The organism is Prescottella sp. GW823-FHT02E09 (genome assembly GCF_058797375.1).
This window is the reverse complement of record NZ_JBXAJP010000008.1, coordinates 34,354-55,129: the sequence shown is the minus strand read 5'-3', so window position 1 is coordinate 55,129 and position 20,776 is coordinate 34,354. Positions and strand designations below refer to the sequence as shown.

General features: G+C 69.7%; 24 protein-coding genes, 1 tRNA gene, 1 pseudogene and 1 riboswitch. Of the genes and pseudogenes, 12 read left to right on the top strand and 14 right to left on the bottom strand.

Annotated elements, in window-relative coordinates:
* Nucleotides 1-13 precede the first annotated feature (13 nt).
* Nucleotides 14-1,477 (bottom strand): threonine/serine exporter family protein, encoded by a 1,464-nt coding sequence (locus tag AC1RIF_RS20475; protein ID WP_492603200.1) that lies wholly within the window; start codon nt 1,475-1,477, stop codon nt 14-16.
* A gap of 1 nt (nt 1,478) precedes the next feature.
* Nucleotides 1,479-1,859: a nuclear transport factor 2 family protein gene (locus AC1RIF_RS20470; RefSeq protein WP_492603199.1), complete on the bottom strand. Its 381-nt coding sequence runs from the start codon at nt 1,857-1,859 to the stop codon at nt 1,479-1,481.
* Between the two features lie 83 nt (nt 1,860-1,942).
* Here AC1RIF_RS20470 and AC1RIF_RS20465 point away from each other — a divergent pair.
* Nucleotides 1,943-2,017: transfer RNA gene (locus AC1RIF_RS20465), tRNA-Thr, on the top strand.
* Between the two features lie 121 nt (nt 2,018-2,138).
* Here the strand turns inward: AC1RIF_RS20465 and AC1RIF_RS20460 are convergent.
* The 3 genes from AC1RIF_RS20460 to AC1RIF_RS20450 form a co-directional block, all read right to left on the bottom strand.
* Nucleotides 2,139-2,324, bottom strand: a complete 186-nt coding sequence (locus tag AC1RIF_RS20460) for an enoyl-CoA hydratase (RefSeq protein ID WP_492603198.1) — start codon at nt 2,322-2,324, stop codon at nt 2,139-2,141.
* Nucleotides 2,325-2,445: 121 nt separating this feature from the next.
* Nucleotides 2,446-3,063: a hypothetical protein gene (locus AC1RIF_RS20455; RefSeq protein WP_492603197.1), complete on the bottom strand. Its 618-nt coding sequence runs from the start codon at nt 3,061-3,063 to the stop codon at nt 2,446-2,448.
* A 117-nt stretch (nt 3,064-3,180) separates the two neighbouring features.
* On the bottom strand, nt 3,181-4,020 hold the full coding sequence (locus AC1RIF_RS20450; protein WP_492603196.1) for a sulfurtransferase: 840 nt from the start codon (nt 4,018-4,020) through the stop codon (nt 3,181-3,183).
* A 338-nt stretch (nt 4,021-4,358) separates the two neighbouring features.
* Here AC1RIF_RS20450 and AC1RIF_RS20445 point away from each other — a divergent pair, with 338 nt between their 5' ends.
* Nucleotides 4,359-5,543, top strand: a complete 1,185-nt coding sequence (locus AC1RIF_RS20445) for an LLM class flavin-dependent oxidoreductase (protein WP_492603195.1) — start codon at nt 4,359-4,361, stop codon at nt 5,541-5,543.
* Nucleotides 5,544-5,568: 25 nt separating this feature from the next.
* Here the strand turns inward: AC1RIF_RS20445 and AC1RIF_RS20440 are convergent, their stop codons facing one another.
* Nucleotides 5,569-6,198, bottom strand: coding sequence for a class I SAM-dependent methyltransferase (locus AC1RIF_RS20440; RefSeq protein ID WP_492603194.1), 630 nt, complete (start codon nt 6,196-6,198; stop codon nt 5,569-5,571).
* Entirely contained in the window at nt 6,195-7,160 is a 966-nt protein-coding gene (locus AC1RIF_RS20435; RefSeq protein ID WP_492603347.1) for an NAD(P)/FAD-dependent oxidoreductase, read from the bottom strand. Before AC1RIF_RS20435 ends, AC1RIF_RS20440 begins: the two co-directional genes overlap by 4 nt.
* Before the next feature lie 106 nt (nt 7,161-7,266).
* Between AC1RIF_RS20435 and AC1RIF_RS20430 the strand changes: the two genes are divergently transcribed.
* Nucleotides 7,267-7,869, top strand: coding sequence for a helix-turn-helix domain-containing protein (locus tag AC1RIF_RS20430; RefSeq protein WP_492603193.1), 603 nt, complete (start codon nt 7,267-7,269; stop codon nt 7,867-7,869).
* 22 nt (nt 7,870-7,891) lie between these two features.
* Here the strand turns inward: AC1RIF_RS20430 and AC1RIF_RS20425 are convergent, their stop codons facing one another.
* The gene (locus AC1RIF_RS20425) at nt 7,892-8,023 is read right to left on the bottom strand and encodes a hypothetical protein (RefSeq protein WP_492603192.1); all 132 of its coding nucleotides are present in this window, start codon (nt 8,021-8,023) and stop codon (nt 7,892-7,894) included.
* Between the two features lie 239 nt (nt 8,024-8,262).
* On the opposite strand from AC1RIF_RS20425, the gene AC1RIF_RS20420 reads away from it, so the two are divergent.
* Nucleotides 8,263-8,976, top strand: a complete 714-nt coding sequence (locus AC1RIF_RS20420; protein WP_492603191.1) for a dienelactone hydrolase family protein — start codon at nt 8,263-8,265, stop codon at nt 8,974-8,976.
* On the opposite strand, the gene AC1RIF_RS20415 is transcribed toward AC1RIF_RS20420, so the two are convergent.
* A complete protein-coding gene (locus AC1RIF_RS20415; RefSeq protein ID WP_492603190.1) occupies nt 8,956-9,792 on the bottom strand; it encodes an ABC transporter in 837 nt (278 codons plus the stop codon). The two genes, AC1RIF_RS20420 and AC1RIF_RS20415, sit on opposite strands and share 21 nt — an antisense overlap.
* Nucleotides 9,793-9,864: 72 nt before the next feature.
* On the bottom strand, nt 9,865-10,179 hold the full coding sequence (locus AC1RIF_RS20410) for a DMT family transporter (protein WP_492603189.1): 315 nt from the start codon (nt 10,177-10,179) through the stop codon (nt 9,865-9,867).
* Between the two features lie 16 nt (nt 10,180-10,195).
* Nucleotides 10,196-10,256, bottom strand: a riboswitch (guanidine-III (ykkC-III) riboswitch).
* Nucleotides 10,257-10,391: 135 nt separating this feature from the next.
* Between AC1RIF_RS20410 and AC1RIF_RS20405 the strand changes: the two genes are divergently transcribed.
* Both AC1RIF_RS20405 and AC1RIF_RS20400 read left to right on the top strand, forming a co-directional pair.
* Complete coding sequence (locus AC1RIF_RS20405) at nt 10,392-11,084, top strand: response regulator transcription factor (RefSeq protein ID WP_492603346.1); 693 nt, start codon at nt 10,392-10,394, stop codon at nt 11,082-11,084.
* An 8-nt stretch (nt 11,085-11,092) separates the two neighbouring features.
* The gene (locus AC1RIF_RS20400) at nt 11,093-12,487 is read left to right on the top strand and encodes a sensor histidine kinase (RefSeq protein WP_492603188.1); all 1,395 of its coding nucleotides are present in this window, start codon (nt 11,093-11,095) and stop codon (nt 12,485-12,487) included.
* A gap of 4 nt (nt 12,488-12,491) precedes the next feature.
* Here the strand turns inward: AC1RIF_RS20400 and AC1RIF_RS20395 are convergent, their stop codons facing one another.
* Nucleotides 12,492-12,917, bottom strand: a complete 426-nt coding sequence (locus tag AC1RIF_RS20395; RefSeq protein ID WP_492603187.1) for an HIT family protein — start codon at nt 12,915-12,917, stop codon at nt 12,492-12,494.
* A 179-nt stretch (nt 12,918-13,096) separates the two neighbouring features.
* On the opposite strand from AC1RIF_RS20395, the gene AC1RIF_RS20390 reads away from it, so the two are divergent.
* Nucleotides 13,097-13,765, top strand: coding sequence for a YdcF family protein (locus tag AC1RIF_RS20390; protein ID WP_492603186.1), 669 nt, complete (start codon nt 13,097-13,099; stop codon nt 13,763-13,765).
* Here the strand turns inward: AC1RIF_RS20390 and AC1RIF_RS20385 are convergent.
* From AC1RIF_RS20385 to AC1RIF_RS20375, 3 genes are all read right to left on the bottom strand, one after another.
* On the bottom strand, nt 13,762-14,604 hold the full coding sequence (locus AC1RIF_RS20385; protein ID WP_492603185.1) for a class I SAM-dependent methyltransferase: 843 nt from the start codon (nt 14,602-14,604) through the stop codon (nt 13,762-13,764). The genes AC1RIF_RS20390 and AC1RIF_RS20385 overlap by 4 nt on opposite strands.
* Nucleotides 14,601-15,128 carry a GNAT family N-acetyltransferase gene (locus AC1RIF_RS20380; RefSeq protein WP_492603184.1) on the bottom strand — a complete coding sequence of 176 codons (528 nt, stop codon included), beginning with the start codon at nt 15,126-15,128 and terminating at the stop codon, nt 14,601-14,603. The genes AC1RIF_RS20385 and AC1RIF_RS20380 overlap by 4 nt, the downstream gene beginning before the upstream one ends.
* A 123-nt stretch (nt 15,129-15,251) precedes the next feature.
* Nucleotides 15,252-16,835 (bottom strand): L-lactate permease, encoded by a 1,584-nt coding sequence (locus AC1RIF_RS20375; RefSeq protein WP_492603183.1) that lies wholly within the window; start codon nt 16,833-16,835, stop codon nt 15,252-15,254.
* Nucleotides 16,836-16,987: 152 nt separating this feature from the next.
* Between AC1RIF_RS20375 and AC1RIF_RS20370 the strand changes: the two are divergent.
* The 5 genes and pseudogenes from AC1RIF_RS20370 to AC1RIF_RS20350 form a co-directional block, all read left to right on the top strand.
* A pseudogene (locus tag AC1RIF_RS20370) lies at nt 16,988-17,320 on the top strand (glycosyltransferase); the annotation flags it as partial.
* 1 nt (nt 17,321) lies between these two features.
* Nucleotides 17,322-17,453: a DUF2630 family protein gene (locus AC1RIF_RS20365; protein ID WP_492603345.1), complete on the top strand. Its 132-nt coding sequence runs from the start codon at nt 17,322-17,324 to the stop codon at nt 17,451-17,453.
* A gap of 52 nt (nt 17,454-17,505) precedes the next feature.
* Nucleotides 17,506-18,759, top strand: coding sequence for a phosphoribosylamine--glycine ligase (gene purD / locus AC1RIF_RS20360; protein ID WP_492603182.1), 1,254 nt, complete (start codon nt 17,506-17,508; stop codon nt 18,757-18,759).
* Nucleotides 18,760-18,882: 123 nt separating this feature from the next.
* Nucleotides 18,883-20,046 carry a pyridoxal phosphate-dependent aminotransferase gene (locus AC1RIF_RS20355; protein ID WP_492603181.1) on the top strand — a complete coding sequence of 388 codons (1,164 nt, stop codon included), beginning with the start codon at nt 18,883-18,885 and terminating at the stop codon, nt 20,044-20,046.
* Between the two features lie 98 nt (nt 20,047-20,144).
* On the top strand, nt 20,145-20,756 hold the full coding sequence (locus tag AC1RIF_RS20350; protein ID WP_492603180.1) for a TetR/AcrR family transcriptional regulator: 612 nt from the start codon (nt 20,145-20,147) through the stop codon (nt 20,754-20,756).
* Nucleotides 20,757-20,776: the final 20 nt, after the last annotated feature.

The window sequence follows — 20,776 nt, the reverse complement described above, 5'->3', positions numbered from 1 at the left end:
CCGTTCCGTCGACCTACCGGGTCACGGAATCGGGTACCGAATCGCTCATCACGACGCTGCGTCGTCCGAACCTCGGACGGCGCAGCGTCGTGTTTCGGCGAATTGTCGCGTTGCGCCGCATTCGGGGCGGCCTCCGCAGCGTCCGGGCGCCCCACTCGCCGAGTGTGACTCCGGCGGCGAGCGCGCATCCGATGCCGAACGCGGACAGCAGCGCGCTCAGTCCGATGATCAGTTCGTTGTTCAGCATCGCGTACAAACCCCGGTAGAGCGACAGACCGGGCAGCAGTGGGGTGATGCCCGCGACCGCGACCACGAGCGGCGGTGTCAGGGCGCGGCGCGCCATCAGGCCACCCGCGAAACCGATCACCGTCGCCGCGATCGCCGACGAGATGACCGGACCGATACCGGCGCTCTGCGCCAACACGAAGAACAGAAGCCCGGCGGCACCGCCCAGCCCAGCCGCGGTGAGCGCCCGGCGCTCGGCGTAACAGGCCAGCGCGTAGAACATCGACGCCAGCGCGCCCGCGACCACCTTGACCGGGAGCTGCGTGAGGTCCGGTTGCGCGGCGTTGCTGATCAACGGCAGGTCCGCACCGAGCGCGCCCGCGACCCGCAGAGACAGCGCCACGCCGGCGATGATGCCGCCGGTCATCATCACGACCTCGAAGAACCGCGCCGACGCGGTGATCGGCGCGCCGGTGATCGCGTCCTGCACCGAACCGACCAGCGAGAGACCCGACAGCAGCACCACCACCCCCGCCGCGATGATCAGCGACGGTCGGACCACGACACCGAGGTGGTCCTGGATCGTGTACAGCGCCGTCGCGGGTGCGGCCGCGATCAGCCCGCCCACCATCTGCTGGAAGAAGTAGGGCAGCCCGAACCGGTTGAGGACGCGGTTGACGCGGTCGATCACCACGGTGGTCAGGAACGCGACCATCGTGATGAACGGCCCGGCACCGAGCAGGACGGCGACCGCAGCCGCCAGACCGGCCCAGCCCAGCGTCGCGATCCACCGGTTGTAAGGGTGCGGCGCGGAGACGATGGCGTCCAGGGCGGCATGTGCCTGAGCCGGGGTGATCGCCTCGAGCCGGATCCGCCGGGTGAGGCGGTCGGCGGCGGCGAGACGGGTGAAGTCCATCGACCGGTAGTGCACGATGCGCATCGTGCTCGCCGGCGGGATCAGCGGGCCGCGGTGCGCGGAGAGCACGATCGAGTTGTAGGTGACGTCCACGTCACACTGCGCCAGTCCGTACGTTGCCGCCACGAACCGGACCTGTGTGGCCGTGTCCACCGCGGAGGTACCCGACGCCAGCAGCAGATCCCCGAAGCGGACCGCGAGGTCGAGTACTTCGGCGACTCGTGCATCGTCGGTGAGGTCGATCGGCTGCAGCGGGGTCGGCGCGGCGGTGACCGTGTCGACCGTCGCCCGGCGGTCCTTGACGAGACTGCCGAGCGATGCTGCAAACCTGCGCATGTCAGATGTCGGTGACGAGATCCTTCTCGCTGAGATCGGTGGCCTCCAGTGCCTCTTCGAGGGTGTCGTGGCGGAAGACGGTGGTCACCTGGTCGTTCACGACACGGAAAGCGGTCGCCACGGTCTTCGACTGATTCGGCTGAGACGCCCAGGTGGCCTGCTCCTCGACGACGATCACCCCGTCGTGCATGAACATCCGGCCGGGGACCAGTGTAAGGCCCGCCGTCGAGGCCCATTCGCGGAGCAACGTCAGCCCCTGCCCCGCGCCCTCCTCCCCGGCGATGTCGATGTCGTCGCTCGAGACCGCGAGGAGCGTGTCGAAGTCGGACGAATTGAGAGCGTCGTGCCACGCGAGGACAGTGGCGATCTCCGAGATGCGCATGGGACAACGCTAACGAAAACGGGCGGTCGCGGCACGGTTACGCACACCACTGTCGGCTATGGATATGATGAGCGCGCTCGAATGCCTCCTTAGCTCAGTGGTAGAGCACTCGCCTTGTAAGCGAGCGGTCGTCAGTTCAATCCTGACAGGGGGCTCCACCAGCGGAAACGCTTCGAAGCGGATCAGGGGTCGGTACCGGAAACGGCACCGACCCCTGATCTCGTTCCTGCCCGGTTCGCAGCCACATCGGCCGTCGGCACAGGAGTGTGCGCTCCGGTACTACAGGGCGAAACCGTCTCCCACACTCGACTCGGCGACGGCGAACAGCGGATACTTCCCGCCCGCGTCGTGTCGGAGGAGCTGGACGCGCACACCGGACTCGCAACGCCGTCGTCCGACGATCCTGCCGAAGCACCAGTTGCCGCTGTCGAGAGCAACGAGTGTCTTTCGTCCGCGACGCATCATGAACAGTTCACCTCAACCGTCGTCCTGAATTGGTTCCCTTCCAGGTTCTCTCTCCGAGGGGTCCCGGGGCCACGTCAGAACTACCTGATCGACTACCTGTATCGGGCCCGTAGGCATGCTGTCAGCGGACGGGGACGAATCCGTTCAGGCCACCGGTCGGCTTGATGACCTCCAGTCCCTCGGGCAGGTACGGGTCGACGTACGGCGCGACCGGGGCCAGCGACGTCGTGCTCATGACACCGAGGGTGGCGAACATGCGTCCGTCCGGGGCGATCGCGAGGATGCCCTCGGTGGTGTCGGTTGCGAACGCGACGTTGCGGCGCCCCTTTCCGGTCGCCGGGTCGATCTCCACGATGGCCGACTTCACCGGCACGGACACCTGCTGGCCCTGCAGGGGCACGTTGTATCCGTAGAACACCTCGATCATCACCGCGCCGTCGACGACGGTCGGGTTGCCGTTGCCCCGGACGACCGGTGCGCCGTACGCATCGCCGACGGGAAGAGCGTCGAGGGCCTGCTCGGTGAGGTCCGCATCCCACAACTTGTCGCCGGCGTCGTCGAACGCGGTGAGCACGCCGGGATCGGTGACACGTGGATCGAACCGTCGGGCGCCACCGAGAAGGCGGCGACGGTGCCGTCTCCCGGTCGGCCAGGGCCCCGGGAGCTGGAAGATCGGGGCGCGCAACGCGCCGGTCGCCCGGTCCGCCACCACGATCTGTCCGAAGGCCGTGCTACCCATGACGGTGCCGTCCTTCGTGAAGACCGCTGTCACAAAGGGATTGATGCGGATTTCGAGAAGAACCTGGTGTCGATGGTGACGGCGGCCCTCACCGCTCCGGTAGACGCGTAGCCGGGGCTAGCTCACCGGGCCGCGTTCGATCGGATTGCACGGGTTCGACGACCACTGCGACCACGACCCCGGGAACAGGGCGATGTCGAGCCCTGCCGTCTCGGCCGCGGCGAGCACGACGGCGGCGGTCACCCCGGAACCGCAGTAGGCGCCGGCCGGTCCTGTTCCGTCGAGACCGTGCTCGGCGAACAGGGCGCGCAGTTCCTCGCTCGACTTGAATCGTCCGTCGGCCGCCAGCATCCAGGTCGACGGGACGTTGCGGGCACCGGGGATGTGTCCCGCCACGGGATCGACGGGCTCGACTTCACCCCGGAAACGTTCGGGGGCACGCGCATCCAGCAGCCGGCCGGAGCGTGCGAGGGCCGCCGCCTCGCTCTCGGTGAGGGTGCCCGCATACAGGTCCGGACGCGTGAGCGATATCGAGCCGGCGGGCGGTGTCGTCCCCCCGGTTTCCACCCGACCCGAAGACGTCTGCCACGCAGACCACCCGCCGTCGAGGATCCGGACGTCGTCGAGCCCGGCGGCACGGAGCACCCAGCGCGCCCGCGACGATCCGGCGGCATTCCAGTCGTCGTAGACGACGACCGTGTCGCCGTCGTTCACGCCCCACCGGCGCAGGGCCGCCTGCAGTTGGTCCCCGGACGGCAGGGGATGGCGGCCCCGATCGGTGACGGAGTGGTCGCTCAGCTCGCGTTCCAGGTCGACGTAGACCGCGCCGGGGACGTGCCCGGACACGTGGGCGGCGCGGCCGTCGGGCTCGGACAGCGACCAGCGGACGTCGAGGACGCGCGTGACCGCGCCCGATGCCAGGCGATCGGCGAGATCCGATACGGAGATCAACGTCATCGAGAGTCCTTCGGGGTGTTCCGGACGGAATGCGCTGCCGGGCTGAGTGTTCGACGCGAGTGGTCCACCGATGGAGCGGACCACTCGCGGGAGTGGTCGACGACGCGACGGCGGGGTACTGTTCACGCTACCCGTGCCCGTACTGCCAGGAGCGACGACATGATGCCGACCAGTGGACCGCAGCCGCCCGTGCTGCGCACTGTGTGGCACAGCTGGCGGTTGTACGTGGACCTGTGTCGAGCCGGCGCGCTGCGCTGTCGTAGCTGACCTGTGCCGATCACCGACGTGATCGGCACCTTCGGCTCCCGCGTCGTCCCGACACACGAAGGTATCCCGTCATGTCCGCTTCGCCCTTGTCGTTCCATTGGTTCCTGCCCACCTCCGGCGACAGTCGCACGATTGTCGGCGGTGGCCACGGCGCAGATCTGCGCTCGTCGGCCGGCGACCGGCCCGCGACGTTGGAGTATCTCGGCCAGATCGCGCGGTCGGCCGAACAACTCGGTTTCGAGGCGGCGTTGACTCCGACCGGCCTGCAGTGCGTGGACGCCTGGGTCACCACCGCGATGCTCGTCGCGACCACCGAGCGGCTGAAGTTCCTGGTCGCGTTCCGGCCCGACGCGCTCTCGCCGACCCTCGCGGCACAGATGGCGGCGACGTATCAGCAGCACTCGAAGGGGCGTCTGCTGATCAACGTCGTCACCGGCGGCGAAAGCGCCGAGCAGCGTGCCTTCGGCGATTTCCTCGGCAAGGACGATCGCTACGGTCGCACCGACGATTTCCTCACGGTGGTGCGACGGTTGTGGCGCGGTGAGCGAGTCGACTTCCACGGCAACCACATCCGGCTCGAGGGCGCCGAGCTGGATCAGGTGCCCGCCCCGGCGCCCCGGGTGTACTTCGGTGGCTCCTCGGCGGCGGCGCTGCCGGTCGCCGGCGCGCACTCCGACGTGTACCTGACCTGGGGTGAGCCGCCGGCCGCGGTCGCCGCGAAGATCGACCGGGTCCGGGCCGCCGCGGCCGAGCACGGCCGCACCCTCCGGTTCGGTGTGCGCCTGCACGTGATCAGCCGCGACACCTCGGCGCAGGCGTGGGCGCAGGCGCAACTGCTGCTCGACGACATGGATCCGGCGGATGTCGCGCGGGCGCAGGCTGGGATGGCGGCCAGCGAGTCCGAGGGGCAGCGCCTGATGCGGGAGTTGCACGGCGGGGCCACCTTCGGCGGGGGAGACGCCCGCTCCCTCGAGATCCACCCGAACCTGTGGAGCGGTGTCGGCCTCGTCCGCGGAGGTGCCGGGACGGCCCTGGTCGGCAGCCACACCGAGGTGGCCGCGCTCATCGAGGAGTACCGCGCCGCCGGGGTCGACGAATTCGTACTCTCCGGTGCGCCGCACCTCGAGGAGGCGTACTGGTTCGGGGAGGGCGTGCTCCCGCTCCTCGGACGCCGGGGACTGTGGACGCATCCTGCCGCCGCCGAGACCGCCGCACCGGATCCGGTGCGGCGGCCGGCAGGTGTGTCGGCGTCGTAGGGGCCGACCGGGATGCAGATCGGCGTCAGCGAAGGCGCTGCGCGCGGACCACGCTGTCGTGGATGGTGACCTTGTGGTCGCCGTGCGCGGCGGTGCGTGACACCGAGGCGGCCGTGACGATCTTCCATTCCTCCGGATCCAGCCGGGACACAACGTCTTCCGGTGTGAAGTACAGATCGGCGTGCCTGGGTCGCTGTGTGTGGGTGTCGATGTCCGACGGGTGGTGTCCCACGATCAGCAGGGTGCCGCCCGGGGCGACGAAGTCCGCGAGGCGGTCGTACAGCGCCTCGCGCGGACCGCTGGGCAGGTGCACGTACTGCGACGTCACGAGGTCGTACCGGTCGGTGCCCGGGTCCCACTCGAGCAGGTCGGCCTGCTGCCACGTGATCCGGGCGGCGATGTCGTCGCCGACTCCGGCCGCGTGCTCGGCGGCACGCTCGACCGCGACGATGGACAGGTCCAGTGCCTTCACCTGCCATCCGCGGTCGGCGAGCCAGATCGCGTCGGCACCCTCGCCGCAGCCGACGTCCAGCGCGGTCCCGGGATCGAGGTCCGAAACCTCGTCCACCAGGTTGCCGTTCGGGTTTCCGCTCCACACGCGGTGGCTCGAGCGGTAGCGCTCGTTCCAGAAGTCCTCGTCGTACTGCTCGGTCATGCGTCCATTCCCTTCGCTTCGCGTGCGCGGCGTTCCGCGACGGCGAGCTGTGTGTCCTCGGTGATGAGGTCGTTGTTGACAGCGACGGCGGCGATCGCGGCACCGGCGGCGGCCCCGAGCACCTGCAGCTTGGCGTCGGCGACGTTGCCCGCGACCCAGACGCCGGGCACCTTCGTCAGGCCCGACCAGTCGCCCGGCACGAAGCTTCCGCCGCTCATCGGTTCGACCTCGGTCTCGAGGCCGAGTGACGTGAGCGCGTCGACGCGTGCCACGAACCGTGGTGCCACGACCAGCGCCCGCCGGTCGACGACGGTGCCGTCGTCGAGGCGGACCCCGGTGAGGCGCCCGTCGTCGGTCACGAGCGACTGCACGCGACCGGGCACGACGGTGATGCCGCGGGCCGCGAGCTGCTCGTACTCGTCCGCGGTCGGCTCCGGTCCGGTGTGCCGGAACAGCACGACGTCGTCGGTCCACTGCCGGAACATCAGCGCCTGGTGCACGGACATCGGTCCGGTCGCCAACACGCCCACGGGCTGATCGCCGATCTCCCACCCGTGGCAGTACGGGCAGTGCAGCACGTCTCGTCCCCACAGTTCCCGCAGGCCCGGGACGTCGGGCAACTCGTCGACCAGTCCGGTCGTCACCAGCACGCGTCGGGCCTGCACGGTCCGGCCGTCGGTGAGCACCACCGTGAACCGGGAATCGTCGCGGCGGATGTCCGCCACGGTGCCGTCCACGATGTGCCCGCCGTAGCCGCGGACCTCTTCCCGGCCGATCTTCACCAGCTCGGTGGGAGGCAGGCCGTCCCGCGTCAGGAAACCGTGCACCCCCTCGGCCGGAGCGTTGCGCGGTTGGCCCGCGTCGATCACCAGCACGCTGCGGCGGGCCCGGGCCAGCATCAACGCCCCCTCGAGTCCGGCTGCGCCGCCGCCGATCACCACTACGTCGTATCCGTCCGACATCTGTTCGCTCATCGATACCTCCCTTGGTGCCACCACCATGCCGACCACCGGCGAAACTGAGCAAGCTTTGTTGCCGAAGTGGCAACTTCGGGGCAGTCTTGGGGGCATGGACGACGTCGACGACATGGACCGAATTCTCGGGGCGGTCGGCCCGCGGCTGCGGGATCTGCGGCAGCAGCGGGCGGTGACACTCGCGGATCTGTCCACGGACACCGGCATCTCGGTCAGCACGCTGTCGCGGCTCGAGTCGGGGCAGCGCAAGCCCAACCTGGAACTGCTGTTGCCGCTGGCCAGGGCGTACGGGGTGCCACTGGACGAACTGGTCGGTGCACCGCCGACGGGGGATCCGCGGATTCACATGCGGCCGATCAGCCGGGGCGGCAAGACCATCGTGCCGCTGACCCGGCGGCCGGGCGGGATTCAGGCGTACAAGCACGTGCTGCCGGGGGTCGCCGGCCCGCAGGAACCGGACCCACGGGTCCACGAGGGCTACGAGTGGCTGTACGTCCTCAACGGGAAACTGCGGCTCGTGCTCGGCGAGCGGGACTTCGTGATGCTCCCGGGCGAGGCGGCCGAGTTCGACACGCGCGTCCCGCACTGGTTCGGCGCCGCCGACGCGAACCCGGTGGAGTTCCTCGGGTTGTTCGGCCGCCAGGGCGAACGCGCGCACATCCGGGCACGTCCGGCTCGGGACGAAGCGGGGGAGTGATCGAAGCGGGAAGGGGCCGGGACTACTTGTCCTGATGGCCGGCGGGGGCGTCTCCGAACATTGCCGCGATGCGTGACTTGATCTCTTCGGTGCTGATGGATCCGGTGCTGATTCCGCTCGCGGTGGTCTGGCGGGTGTTCGAGATGTGGTTCATCGACTGCTTCCGTGCCTTTCCAGGTACTTCCATTGCCGTCCTGTGCATTTCGCACTGGAATCACCGGCGGCGCCGCGTCCGGGGTGGAGCAACCGCGCCAAGGCCAGGCTAGCGACGGATCGACCCCGCGGGAGAGCCTCGGCGAAGTGGTTACGCAACCGGAATGCAAGGGCGGCAGCGGTGGTCGAATCGTTACGAATCCACCGTGGATCCGGGACCGAGGACCCTAGTCTCGGGGTATGGCCACGGTTTCGCTGCCCACACCGGACGGTCCGATCGACGCCGTGCTCGAGATTCCGGGGCACGAGGGGCCGTGGCCCGGCGTGGTGGTCGTCCACGACGCCCTCGGCGTCGGACGCGACATCCGCGAGATCACCGCTCGTGTAGCCGCCCGCGGATACCTCGCGCTCGCTCCCGACCTGTACTCCCGTGGGGGCCGAACCCGGTGCGTGACCCGGGTCTTCCGCGAACTGATCCGGCGGCAGGGGCGCGCCGTGGACGACCTGCTCGCCGCGCGGGACGTGCTCGCCGCCCGCCCCGACTGCACGGGGCAGGTCGGGGCGGTTGGATTCTGCATGGGCGGCGGGTTCGCACTCGTGCTCGCGCCCCGGGGGCTGGCCGCCTCGGCGCCGTTCTACGGGCCGTTGCCTCGGCATCTCGAGGATGCTCTCGGCGGGACGTGTCCGATCGTCGGCAGCTACGGGGCCCGGGACCCGATCCTGTGGGGCGCCGGCCGCAAGCTCGACGGCGCCCTGGCGCGTCTCGGCGTGGAGCACGACGTCGAGACGTATCCCGGGGTGGGGCACAGCTTCGCGAACCGCATCGTCTCGGGCCGGGCGAACACGCTGGCGCGGATCGCCGGGATGGGATACGACCACGACACCGCAGAGGACGCGTGGCGGCGGGTGTTCGCGTTCTTCGAGGCGCACCTGTCAGGCGGGTCCGAGGGTTAGATCGGGTCCGCGTCCGCCCTTGAGCCAGCGGCCGGGCAGCCGGCCGGCGAGGTCGCCGAGCGGTCCCACCGCCGCGCTCAGCACTCCCACGGTCTCCTGGAGGAGATCGATGCTCGCGCTCATCCGCTGCAGGTTCGGAGCCAACGCCGTCAGCGTTTCCGACAACGCGACGATCTGATCGAGCGGGCCGCCCTCCGCGATGAGTCGCTCGAAGGCGCCGTCTTCGGCGAGCAGGGTCTCGAGGATGCCGTCCTCGGCCAGGGCGCGATCGACGATCCCGTCCTTCTTGGTCAGGCGCTCCACCGCACCGTCCTCCGAGGTGAGCCGCTCGAGCGGGCCGTCCTCGGCGGTGAGACGGTCGAGTAGGCCACCCGGCGCGAGCAGGCGTTCGAGTGGTCCGTCCTCGGACAGCACGCGGTCGAGCGGGCCGTTCTCCGACGTGACACGGTCGAGCGGGCCGCCAGGCGCCAGGACGCGATCGAGCGCGCCGCCTGGCTCGAACAGCCGCTCGAGCGTGCCGCCGTCGGACGTGAGCCGGTCGACGACGCCACCCGGCGCGAGCAGTCGGTCGAGCGGTCCGCCGGGCCGCAGTGCCTGGCCCAGCGGGCGCTCGTCCGAGGCCAATGCCGCCAACTGCTGCACCAACTGCAGCGGTCCGCGGGGGTTGGCGAGTGTTGCCGCGCTGACACTGGTGACGGTGGTACTCGAGAGGGCCAGTCGCGTCGTGGCCAGTGCCGTCTCGGCGACCTCGAGCGCCGCGTCCGTGATGGCCAGGCCGGCACGGAACGGGAACGTGATCGCTGACACCAGGTTCATCCGATTACTGTAACCCCCGCCACACAGTCAAACGGGGTGTTCGGTACGCGGGTGCGCGTGTCCGTCACGCGGTCAGTGCAGGACCTTCAGGCCGATGACGCAGCCGACGATGCCGAGGATCAGCAGGATTTTGACGATCGACGTGCTCTCGGCGCCGGTGGCCATCGCGTAGGCGACGGTCAGGGACGCACCGATGCCCACCCAGATCGCATACGCGGTACCGGTGGGGAGGGTGCGCATCGCGTAGGCGAGTCCGGCCATGCTGAGCAGCAGGCCGACGCCGAACACGACCGACGGGGCGAGACGGGTGAATCCTGCGGACCGGCCGAGGGCGGTCGCCCAGATGGCTTCGAGTACACCGGAAACAACGAGAACGATCCAGGCCATGGTGTTGTCAACTCTCCAAACACCGTCTTGTCGCTGGCCGGGTACGGTGTGCTCGTCCGGATGTCGTCTGACTGGTACCACGGTACCGAATCGGTGCACCGATTCCGAGTTCGGTGGCCATCCTCACCATCCGAGTGTGGGTTCACAGGAATCTCCCAGGGAACGTCCAGTGAGCGACCAGGTGGGTGGGTGACTCTGGAAACGTGAGTGAGATGCCGCAGGTCCGGGTGCTTGTCGTCGACGACGAGCCGTCGCTCGTCGAACTGCTGTCCGTCAGCCTCCGCTTCCAGGGGTTCGAGGTGGAGACCGCGTCCAACGGGGCCGAGGGCCTCGACAAGGCGCGCACCTTCCGTCCCGACGCCCTGATCCTCGACGTCATGATGCCCGGCATGGACGGGTTCGGGATGCTGCGCCGGCTGCGGGCGGACGGCATCGATGCTCCCGTGCTGTTCCTCACCGCCCGGGACGCCGTCGAGGACAAGATCGCCGGGTTGACGATCGGCGCCGACGACTACGTCACCAAGCCGTTCAGCCTCGAGGAAGTGGTGGCCCGGCTGCGGGTGATCCTGCGGCGCTCCGGTCACGGCGATCAGGACAAGCAGTCCGCCCGGGTCCGGTTCGCCGACATCGAACTCGACGACGACACCCACGAGGTGTGGAAGGCGGGCGAACAGGTCTCGTTGTCGCCGACCGAGTTCACGCTGCTGCGCTATTTCATGGTCAACGCAGGCACGGTACTGAGCAAACCTCGGATCCTCGACCACGTCTGGAACTACGACTTCGGCGGTGAGGTGGGTGTCGTGGAGTCCTACGTGTCGTATCTTCGCCGCAAGGTCGACACCACCGAGCCGCGCCTGATCGACACCCTGCGCGGCGTCGGCTACGTGATGCGCGAACCGCGGTAGGTGGACGGATGAGGCGTCTGCGCGCGTTGCCGCTGCGGATCTCGCTGGTCGTGGCGCTGTTGCTGCTGGCGGCGGCCGGGCTGCTCGCGTCGGGGGCCGCGGTGACGTCGGCGATGGAATCCTCGTTGATCGAACGTACCGATCGCCAGCTGTTCGACGCCGCGCACGGCTGGGCGAAGCCGCGTGACCCGTGGCCGCTGCCGCCGGTGTCGGCTCCCGGACCGAACCGGCCTCCCAGCGCCTTCTACGTGAGGACCACCGAGCCCGACGGCGCCGTACGGTTGGAGGTCAACGACGAGAGTGACAGTGCCACACCGGAAATCAGCAAGGATCCGGGCCCGGTGACGGTGGGATCGGTCGGTGGCGAGGATGTCCGGTGGCGGGAGTTGACTGTGGCGACCCCTGCCGGGACGACGACCGTCGCCGTGAAGCTGACCGATATCGACGCGACCGTCGAGCGTCTGGTGGTGTTGCAGATCGGCATCGGCGCGGTGGTGCTCGTCGCACTCGGTTTCGCCGGCTACTTCGTGGTGCGCCGCAGTCTGCGACCGCTGCGGGAGGTGGAGCAGACGGCGGCCGACATCGCCGCGGGCGATCTGCATCGACGGATCCCGGAGCGCGACGAGCGCACCGAGGTGGGCCGACTGTCGTCGGCGCTCAACGGAATGCTCGCGCAGATCCAGTCGGCGTTCGCCGCGACGGAGGCGTCGGAGGAGTCGGCGCGCCGGTCCGAGGAGCGGATGCGGAGGTTCGTCGCCGACGCCAGCCACGAACTGCGCACGCCACTGGCCACGATCCGGGGCTTCGCCGAGTTGTACCGTCAGGGCGCGTCGACGGATGCGGAGATGGTGTTGAGCCGGATCGAGGGCCAGGCCACCCGGATGGGTCTGCTGGTCGAGGACCTGCTGATGCTGGCACGGATGGATGCGCAGCGTCCGTTCGAGCGGCATCCGGTGGATCTGCTGACCGTCGCGGCCGACGCCGTCCACGACGCGCGGGCGCTGGCCCCACAGCGTCGGATCTCGTTGCAGGTCCTGCCCGGTTCGGAACCGGCCGAGGTGATGGGCGACGACGCCCGCCTGCGGCAGGTGCTCGGCAACCTGATGGGAAACGCGCTCGAGCACACCCCCGACACGGCGTCGGTGACGGTGCGCGTCGGCGCCGTCGGCCTCGACGCGGTCCTCGAGGTGTCCGACACCGGGCCCGGACTCGGTGCGGAGGACGCGGCCCGGGTGTTCGAGCGGTTCTACCGCGCCGACGCGTCCCGGACACGGGCGAGCGGCGGCAGCGGGCTGGGACTGTCGATCGTCGCGGCCATCGTGGCCGCGCACGGCGGCACGGTCACCGTCGACAGCGCACCCGGGGAGGGTGCGACCTTCCGGGTGCGGCTGCCGAGGGGCTGACCCGTCAGGCCGGGACGTTCTCCGCGTGGCCCAGGTCGCGCAGCGCCGCCTTGATCTTGAGGGCGGCCTCGTCCATGGATTGGGGGGACGGGTCGGTGTCGGCCCGGCTGATGTCGAAGTTCCCCATGCTGTACGCGGGGAAGACGTGCATGTGCAGGTGCGGGACCTCGAGCCCGGCGATCAGGAAGCCGGCGCGGGGCGCGTCGAACGCCTTGCGGACCGCCTTCGCGATCGTGCGGGAGACGGTGGTGCACTTGGCGAACAGTTCGTCGTCGACGTCCTGCCACTGGTCGACCTCCTTGCGGGGGACGACGAGGGTGTGACCCTGGGTGACGGGTGCGATGGTCAGGAACGCGACCACGTCCTCGTCCTCCCACACGAAGCGACCCGGCAGGTCTCCGGCGATGATGGCGCTGAACACAGAAGGCATAGGGCGAGGATAGGTGGCGACGGCGGCCGTCGGTACTTTGCCTGCGGTGCGCTGTGTCGATCGCACGACACGCGTCGTGACCGTGGTTTATCACGGAACGGGTCACACGATCTCGTGATGCGGGTCACACTGATACGCGACTTTCACGTTCGGTCGGGGGACCGCTACCGAGGAGTGCCATGTCCCCACGTTCGTTACGTCTCCAGTTGCGTTCTCGCCTCGTCGTTCCGGCCGTCATCGCCGCAGCGGCCGCGGCCATCGCACTGCCCGGCCAGGCCGTCGCCGAGTCTTCCCTCGATGTCGTCGATGCGTTGTCGGTGACGACCCTGGTCAACGGGGCGCTGTCCGTCGCGGGCGGATGCCAGAGTCCGAATCGGGACAGCATCGTCGCGTGTACGCGCATGGAGACCCTGACCACACAGGTCCCGGTGATGCTCGCCTTCAGCCCCTTCACTACGAACATCGTGGTGCTCGGCGCGGGCCTCTACGACGACGGGGCCATGCGGCCCGTCCTGGTGTCCCGGCTGCAGGCGGCTCTGCAACTGGCGCAACGGTTTCCGCTGGCGCCGATCATCGTCAGCGGCGGCGTGCCGAAGTCGGGTGTGACCGAGGCGCAGGCGATGCGGCAGTGGCTCGTCGCCAACGGGATCCTGCCGTTCCGGATCACCGAGGAGAACACGTCGCGCTCCACCGTGGAGAACGCCGCGAACACCAGCCGGATCCTCGCGGACCGCGCCGCGAGCGGTGCCGTGGTCGTGACCAGTCCCGATCACCTGCAGCGGGCCATGGTCGATTTCCGGGTCGCGGTGGCCGGACGTATTCCGATCGCGGGTGTGATCGCGCCCTAGCCGGGCCGACGCGCCGTGACGGAGAACATGAGCGGCAGGGTTGCCAGGTCGGAGGGCGGTGCGAAGCGCTGCCCGCCGAGGTCCCGCATCCGGTCGAACCCGCGCCACGCGTTCGCGTGCGAGTACTCGGTGAGCGATTCGACGGAGAGTCCCGCGGATCGCAGTGCCGTGACGATCTCGCCGATGCCCCAGTTGAATTCGGTGGACGGATGGGGATTGTCGAACTCGCTGCCGCCGATGCCGCCACCCGGCGCCGAGTCGGCCACGTAGTCCCCGACCCCGCCGGGCTCCACGGTCGCGACGGATCCGCCGTACGGATACGCCGGCCGCCATTGCTCGTCGAAGAAGAGGGCGAACGGGTGGTAGTCCACCAGCGCGAACAGTCCGTCCGGTGCGAGGACCCCGGCGATGCCGGCGGCCCACGCGTCGAGGTCCGACAGCCAGATGACGGCGCCGTAGGACGCGAAGACACGGTCGAATCGCTCGCCCTCGCGACCCGCCCGGTCGAGCCAGTCGTAGACGTCCGCTCGGTCGAACCGCGCATCGATCGACGACTCGGCGGACAGTCGGGTCGCGAAGTCGATGGCCTCGTCGGAGATGTCGACGCCCGTCACGTGGGCGCCGAGGCGGGCGAGACTGAGCGTGTCCTGGCCGCTGTTGCACTGCAAATGGAGCAGCCGTCGGCCGTCGAGGTCACCGAGGAGCTCGATCTCCTCGCGGTACAGGGTGCTGCCGCCGTTGCGGAAGAACGCCGCCTGGTCGCCCTTGTGGCTGTTGTGCGCGACCGTCGCCGCGTTCCACGACAGCCGGTTGGCCTCGTGGAGGTCCGGGCGGATCATGCGTTCTCGCCGAAGGTGAGGACGGCTTCCGGCTCGTCGCCGTAGCAGTCGCCGGTCCGGGTGAAGCCCAGCGCTCGGTAGAACGGTTCGGGGCTGCCCGGGCCCTCGCCGAAGCTGGTGAACAGCTCCCGCATCCCCTGCGCCCGCAGATCGGCAACGACCAGGTCGACGGCCTGACGCCCGAACGCCATGCCCTGATACGGCCCCGCGATCATCAGTCGCCACAGATACGCACCCGGGCACTCGATTCCGTCATCCCAGTCCGAACCGATGTGCACCATGACGAAACCGACGAGGGTCTCGTCCGCGTAGACGGCACGGAACCAGGCGCGTTCGGAGCAGGACCCCTCGGCGATCGACCGGCCGTTGTCGGCGACCATCGAGGACTGCTCCTCGGTGAGGGTCGCGCTGAGGTCGCACACGTCGACCACGTTCAGTGCGGTGATCCGTCGGAGTGTCACTTCGGCGTTCTCGTCGACGGTGGCAGGTGAACGAAGAGTGGGTGATTCGGCTGCGCGGGTCATGGCGGCTTTCCGGATGGGGTACGGGACGACATCGCGAAGCATAGGAGCGTTCGGAAGGAAGCTCCATCAATTTTCCGGCATATCGGACAGTTGGGGTGGTCCGTATGCAGTTCCGGTCAGCGGTCACCCGGCCTGCAGGTAGACCACGGCGGACAATGCCAGAAGCCCGACGAGGCTCAGCGGCAGCAGTTTCCGGAACAGGATCCCTTCCTTCCCGGCGAGTCCGCCGACGGACGAGACCAGTGCCAGGTTCTGCGGGGAGATCATCGTGCCGAGCGTTCCGCCCGACATGTTGGCGGCCACGAGGACGTGCGGGTCGAGTCCGGCCTGGTTCGCCGCGGTCACCTGCAGGGTGCCGAAGAGGGCGTTGGACGACGTGTTCGATCCGGTGGCGGACACGCCGAGCCAGCCGAGGAACGGCGCCAGGGCGGCGAACAGTCCGCCCGTCGCGGCCAGCCAGTGTCCGATCGTGATCGTCTGTCCCGACAGGCTCATCACGTACGCGAGGGCGAGCACCGAGGTGACGGTCACGATCGGCAGGCGCAGTCGGGTGAGCGCGGCTACGTAGCTGCGGAACGCGTCGGCGGCGGACAGGCCGAGGAAGGGGACGGTGAGCAGTCCCGCGACCAAGACCAGCGTCCCCGGTGAGGACAGCCAGTTGGCGTGATAGGTCACGGCGGTGGGAATCTGCCCGTCGGGCGTGCGGACGTCGAGACCCGGCCACGCGAACTGTCCACCCGCCCCGGTCAGTGCGCGCTGCACCGGACCGATCTGGCTGACGCCGAACACGAGCAGGAGCAGACCGTAGGGAACGTAGGCCAGCACGGTCTGGCTGCGGGTGTTCCGGACCGGCTCGGGGTCGAGGGGATGCAGACCGGCGTCGGCAGTCGTCCTCGGACGCCAGAACCGCAGCAACACCAGTAGCGCCGCGAGGCCGGCGATCGCGGCGACGATGTCGGTGAGTCCGACGATCGCGTAGGTGGCGCACGCGTACTGGGCCGCCGCGAACGCGACGCCCACAGTGAGCGCGGCGGGCCATGTCTCGCGCACCCCGCGCCGGCCGTCGACGATGAAGACGAGGACCAGCGGGATCACAAGCGCCAGCAGCGGGACCTGCCGGGCCGCGGCAGCGCCGATGTCCTCGACCGGCATGCCCGTCACCCGTGACATCGTCAGTGACGGAGTTCCCAGGACGCCGAACGGCGTGGCCACGGTGTTCGCGACCAGCGCCACCGCCGCCGCGCGCATCGGACGGAACCCCAACGCCACCAGCATGACGGTGGCGATCACGACCGGGGTTCCGAAGCCGGCGACGCCCTCGAGAAGCGCGCCGAAGAGGAACGCGATCACGATCGCCTGCACGCGGTGGTCTTCCGAGATGTCCGCGAACGAGCGGCGCAGCGCGTCGAAGTGGCCGCTCTCGACCGTCATGTTGTAGATCCAGACGGCGTTGACGACGGTCCACATGATGGGGAACAGGCCGAACGCGGCGCCCTCGGTGCCCGCGGCCAGGACCTGCCCGGCGGGCATGCCGAACAGCGCGATCGCGACGACGATCGCCGTGGCCAGCGAGATCAGTGCCGCCAGGTGAGCCTTGACGCGGAAGACCGCCAACAGCACGAACATGCAGACCAGCGGGGTGGCGGCGGTCAGAGCGGACAGGGCGAGCGAGTCGCCGACCGCCGCGGTGTCCTGGACGAAAGCCATGCGTGCCCCACTCTTCACTCGACGCCCGGTTGGCCGAGCCGACGGTAGCAAATGGTTAGTGCACAAACTGATCGTGGTCAACGTATTGCCTGCCGGGAAGCTCGCAGCCGCGCCACAGCTGAGCCGAAGTTGCGCTGGTCACCCTGAGATCCATGACGACCGAACCCCAGCCCTCGGTTGACGTGCACCGCCCCGAGGCGGTGACCACTGCGCCGGCCCTCGACGTCGTGGTCCCGGTGTACAACGAGCAACGGTCGATCGAGCCATGCGTGCGGCGCCGGCACGCCTATCTGTGCTCCGAGGTGCCCTTCTCCGCGCGAATCACGATCGCGGACAATGCCAGTACCGACCGGACACTGGCGATCGCGCGGATCCTGGCCGGCGAATTCGACGACGTCCGGGTGGTGCACCTCGACGAGAAGGGTCGTGGTCGCGCGCTGCGCACCGTGTGGAGCGGCTCCGACGCCCGTGTCCTCGTCTACATGACTGGGCACTCGCAGCGCTGCTGGTCGCGACCGCCGTCTTCTGCGGCGGCGGCGGGCGCGTGAGGAGTTCGGCGAGAGCGCCGCTGCGGCGGCGCCGCGGCCCGTCGACGAGGTCGAGTCCTACAAGCAGTAAGCAGTCGAGGTCGTGGTCGAGGCGGCTCGAGTCGGGCCGTAGTCTGACACCTGTGCGCGTACTCGTGATCGGCTCCGGAGCCCGTGAACATGCCCTTCTGTTGGCCCTCGCCCGTGACCCGGGCGTCGACAAGCTGATGTGTGCCCCCGGCAACGCCGGTATCGCCCGCATCGCCGAGACTCATGCGGTCGATGTCGCGTCCGGTGACGCCGTCGTCGAGCTCGCAAAGTCGCAGGCAGCCGACCTGGTCGTCATCGGCCCCGAGGTGCCGCTGGTGCTCGGCGTCGCCGACGCCGTCCGCGCCGCCGGGATCGCGTGCTTCGGCCCGTCCGCCGAGGCCGCGCGCATCGAGGGCTCCAAGGCGTTCGCGAAGGACGTCATGGCCGCCGCCGGTGTCCGCACCGCACACAGTGAGGTCGTCGACAACCCGGCCGACCTCGACGCCGCCCTCGACCGCTTCGGCCCCAACTGGGTGGTCAAGGACGACGGACTGGCCGCCGGCAAGGGTGTCGTGGTCACCACCGACCGCAGCGCCGCGCGCGACCACGCCGCCGAGTGCCTCGAGATCGGGCACCCCGTGCTGCTCGAGTCGTTCCTCGACGGCCCCGAGGTGTCCCTGTTCTGCCTGGTCGACGGCGCGACCGTGGTCCCGCTGCTGCCCGCGCAGGACCACAAGCGTGTCGGCGACGGCGACACCGGACCCAATACCGGTGGCATGGGCGCCTACACGCCGCTGCCGTGGCTGCCGGCCGAGTCCGTCACGCAGATCGTCGACGACGTCGTCAAGCCCGTCGCGGCCGAGATGGCGAAGCGGGGCTGCCCGTTCACCGGTCTGTTGTACGCGGGCCTGGCGATGGGGCAGAACGGTCCGGCGGTCGTCGAGTTCAACTGCCGCTTCGGTGACCCGGAGACCCAGGCCGTGCTGGCGCTGCTCGAGTCCCCGCTCGGCGAGGTCCTGAACGCCGCCGCGACGGGCACCCTCGCGTCGATCCCGCCGCTGCATTGGCGCGACGGCGCCGCCGTGACCGTCGTGCTGGCCGCCGAGAACTATCCGGCCACCCCGCGCACCGGTGACGTCATCACGGGGTCCGAGGCCGACCGCGTCCTGCACGCCGGTACCGCCGCCCGCGAGGACGGCGCCGTCGTCTCCGCCGGTGGCCGCGTCCTGAGCGTCGTCGGTGTCGGCGCCGACCTCACCGAGGCACGCGAGGACGCGTACGCGCGTCTGGCCGAGGTCAAGCTGCCGGGCGGACACTTCCGCACCGACATCGGCCTCGCCGCCGTGGAGGGTCGCATCTCGATCTGACCTGCCGCTCCACTCTTCGCGACGCCGCGCTCCCGATCGGGGGCGCGGCGTCGCCGTTTCCGGAGCGGCAACGGTCCGGCACCGGATTCGGGCGGCACTGTTCTGGGCGCTAACGTCGAAGACGTGCGTACCGAATCCCAGCGATCGTCCATTCCCGCCTTCCACGTCATGGACGTGTGGAAGGCCGCCACCGAGCGGCAGCGCACGCACGGCGACGTGCTCACCCTCGCGGCCGGTCAGCCGTCGACGCCCGCACCCCAGCCGGTGCTGCGCGCCGCGCGGGAATCGCTGGACAATCACCTGCTCGGGTACACCGAGACGTTCGGCATCGAGCCGCTGCGCGAGGCCATCGCCAGGTACCACAGCCGCGAGTCCGGGATCGCCGTCGACGCCGACGACGTCGTGGTCACGACCGGGTCGTCGGGCGCGTTCACGCTGCTGTTCCTGGCGGCGTTCGACGCGGGCGACACCGTCGTCGTCGCCCGGCCCGGCTACCCCGCCTACCGCAACACGCTGACGGCGCTGGGCTGCAATGTCGTCGAGATCGACTGCGGTCCGGAGACCCGGTTCCAGCCGACCGTCGCGATGCTCGAGCAGATGGACGCCCCGCCCGCCGGGCTGATCGTCGCGAGCCCCGCGAACCCCACCGGCACGGTCATCGACCCCGCCGAACTGGCGGCGCTTGCCCTCTGGTGCGAGGAGCACGACACGCTGCTGATCTCCGACGAGATCTATCACGGGATCGGGTTCGGTGGGCAGGTCACGGCATCGGCGTGGGAGACGTCGCGGCAGGCCGTGGTGATCGGGTCGGTGTCGAAGTACTTCTCGATGACCGGCTGGCGTCTGGGCTGGATGCTGGTCCCCGAGAGCCTGCGCCGTCCGCTGCAGCGGCTCGCGTCGAACATGACGGTGTGCCCGCCGGCGATCTCGCAGTACGCGGCCGTCGCGGCGTTCACCGACGAGTCCCGCGCCGAACTCGACGGTCACGTGCAGCGGTACGCGGTGAATCGGGAGCTGCTGCTGACCGGGCTGCCGAAGCTGGGTCTGACCGAGCTGGCGCCCGCCGACGGCGCGTTCTACGTGTACGCCGACATCGCGCACCTCACCGACGACGCGACGTCGTGGTGCGCGCGCCTGCTCGCCGACACCGGTCTCGCGTTGGCGCCGGGCATCGACTTCGACACCGTGCACGGTGACCACACGGTGCGGTTGTCCTTCGCGGGTTCGACCGCGGAGATCCGGGACGCACTGGTCCGGCTCGAGCGGTGGCTGCCTGCGCCGACGTAGGTCCGAGACGGGTCCGAGAAAGGTCCGAGACAGGTCCCTGCCTGCGCTCTTCGGTCGAATCCACTCGGGTGTGTCGCCGCGGCTGGCACCATGGAGGGATGACGTCCGCGGCGACCCCGAAGGGTGAGAGACGCCGCCAGGCGCTCGTCACCGCCGCGGCCGACCTGCTCCTCGAGGGTGGATTCGACGCGGTCCGGCATCGGGCCGTCGCTTCCCGTGCGGGCCTTCCGCTGGCGTCCACCACCTACTACTTCGGTTCGCTCGACGAACTGGTGGCCCTCGCCGTCGAACACAACGGGAACCGGGAGCTGGACGCGATGCGCGAACGCATCGACGACGTCACGCAGCGGCGGCGCGGGGTCGAGGCGACCGTCGATCTGATCGTCGACCTGCTGGTCGGTCCCGACGAGGTCGGCGACGGCGCCCGGGAGCGGCTGATCGCGCGGTACGAGCGGCTGGTGGCGTCCGCGCGGCACCCCGAGCTGCGGGACGTGCAGCTGCGGCTGCGGGCCCAGCTCGACGACCTGCTCGCCGAGGTGCTGCGCCGGTCCGGCCGCGTCGTGCGCGAGCCGCAGTTGCGTCGCCTGGTTGCCGTGGTGGACGGGGTGGTGGTGGGTGCGCTCAGCGAGGTGGACCCGGATCCGCGGGGGATGGCGCGGGCGGTGCTGCTCGACCTGATCGACGAGTTCGCACCTCCCAGTACGCGCTGACGAGGGGCTTCGGGTCTCGC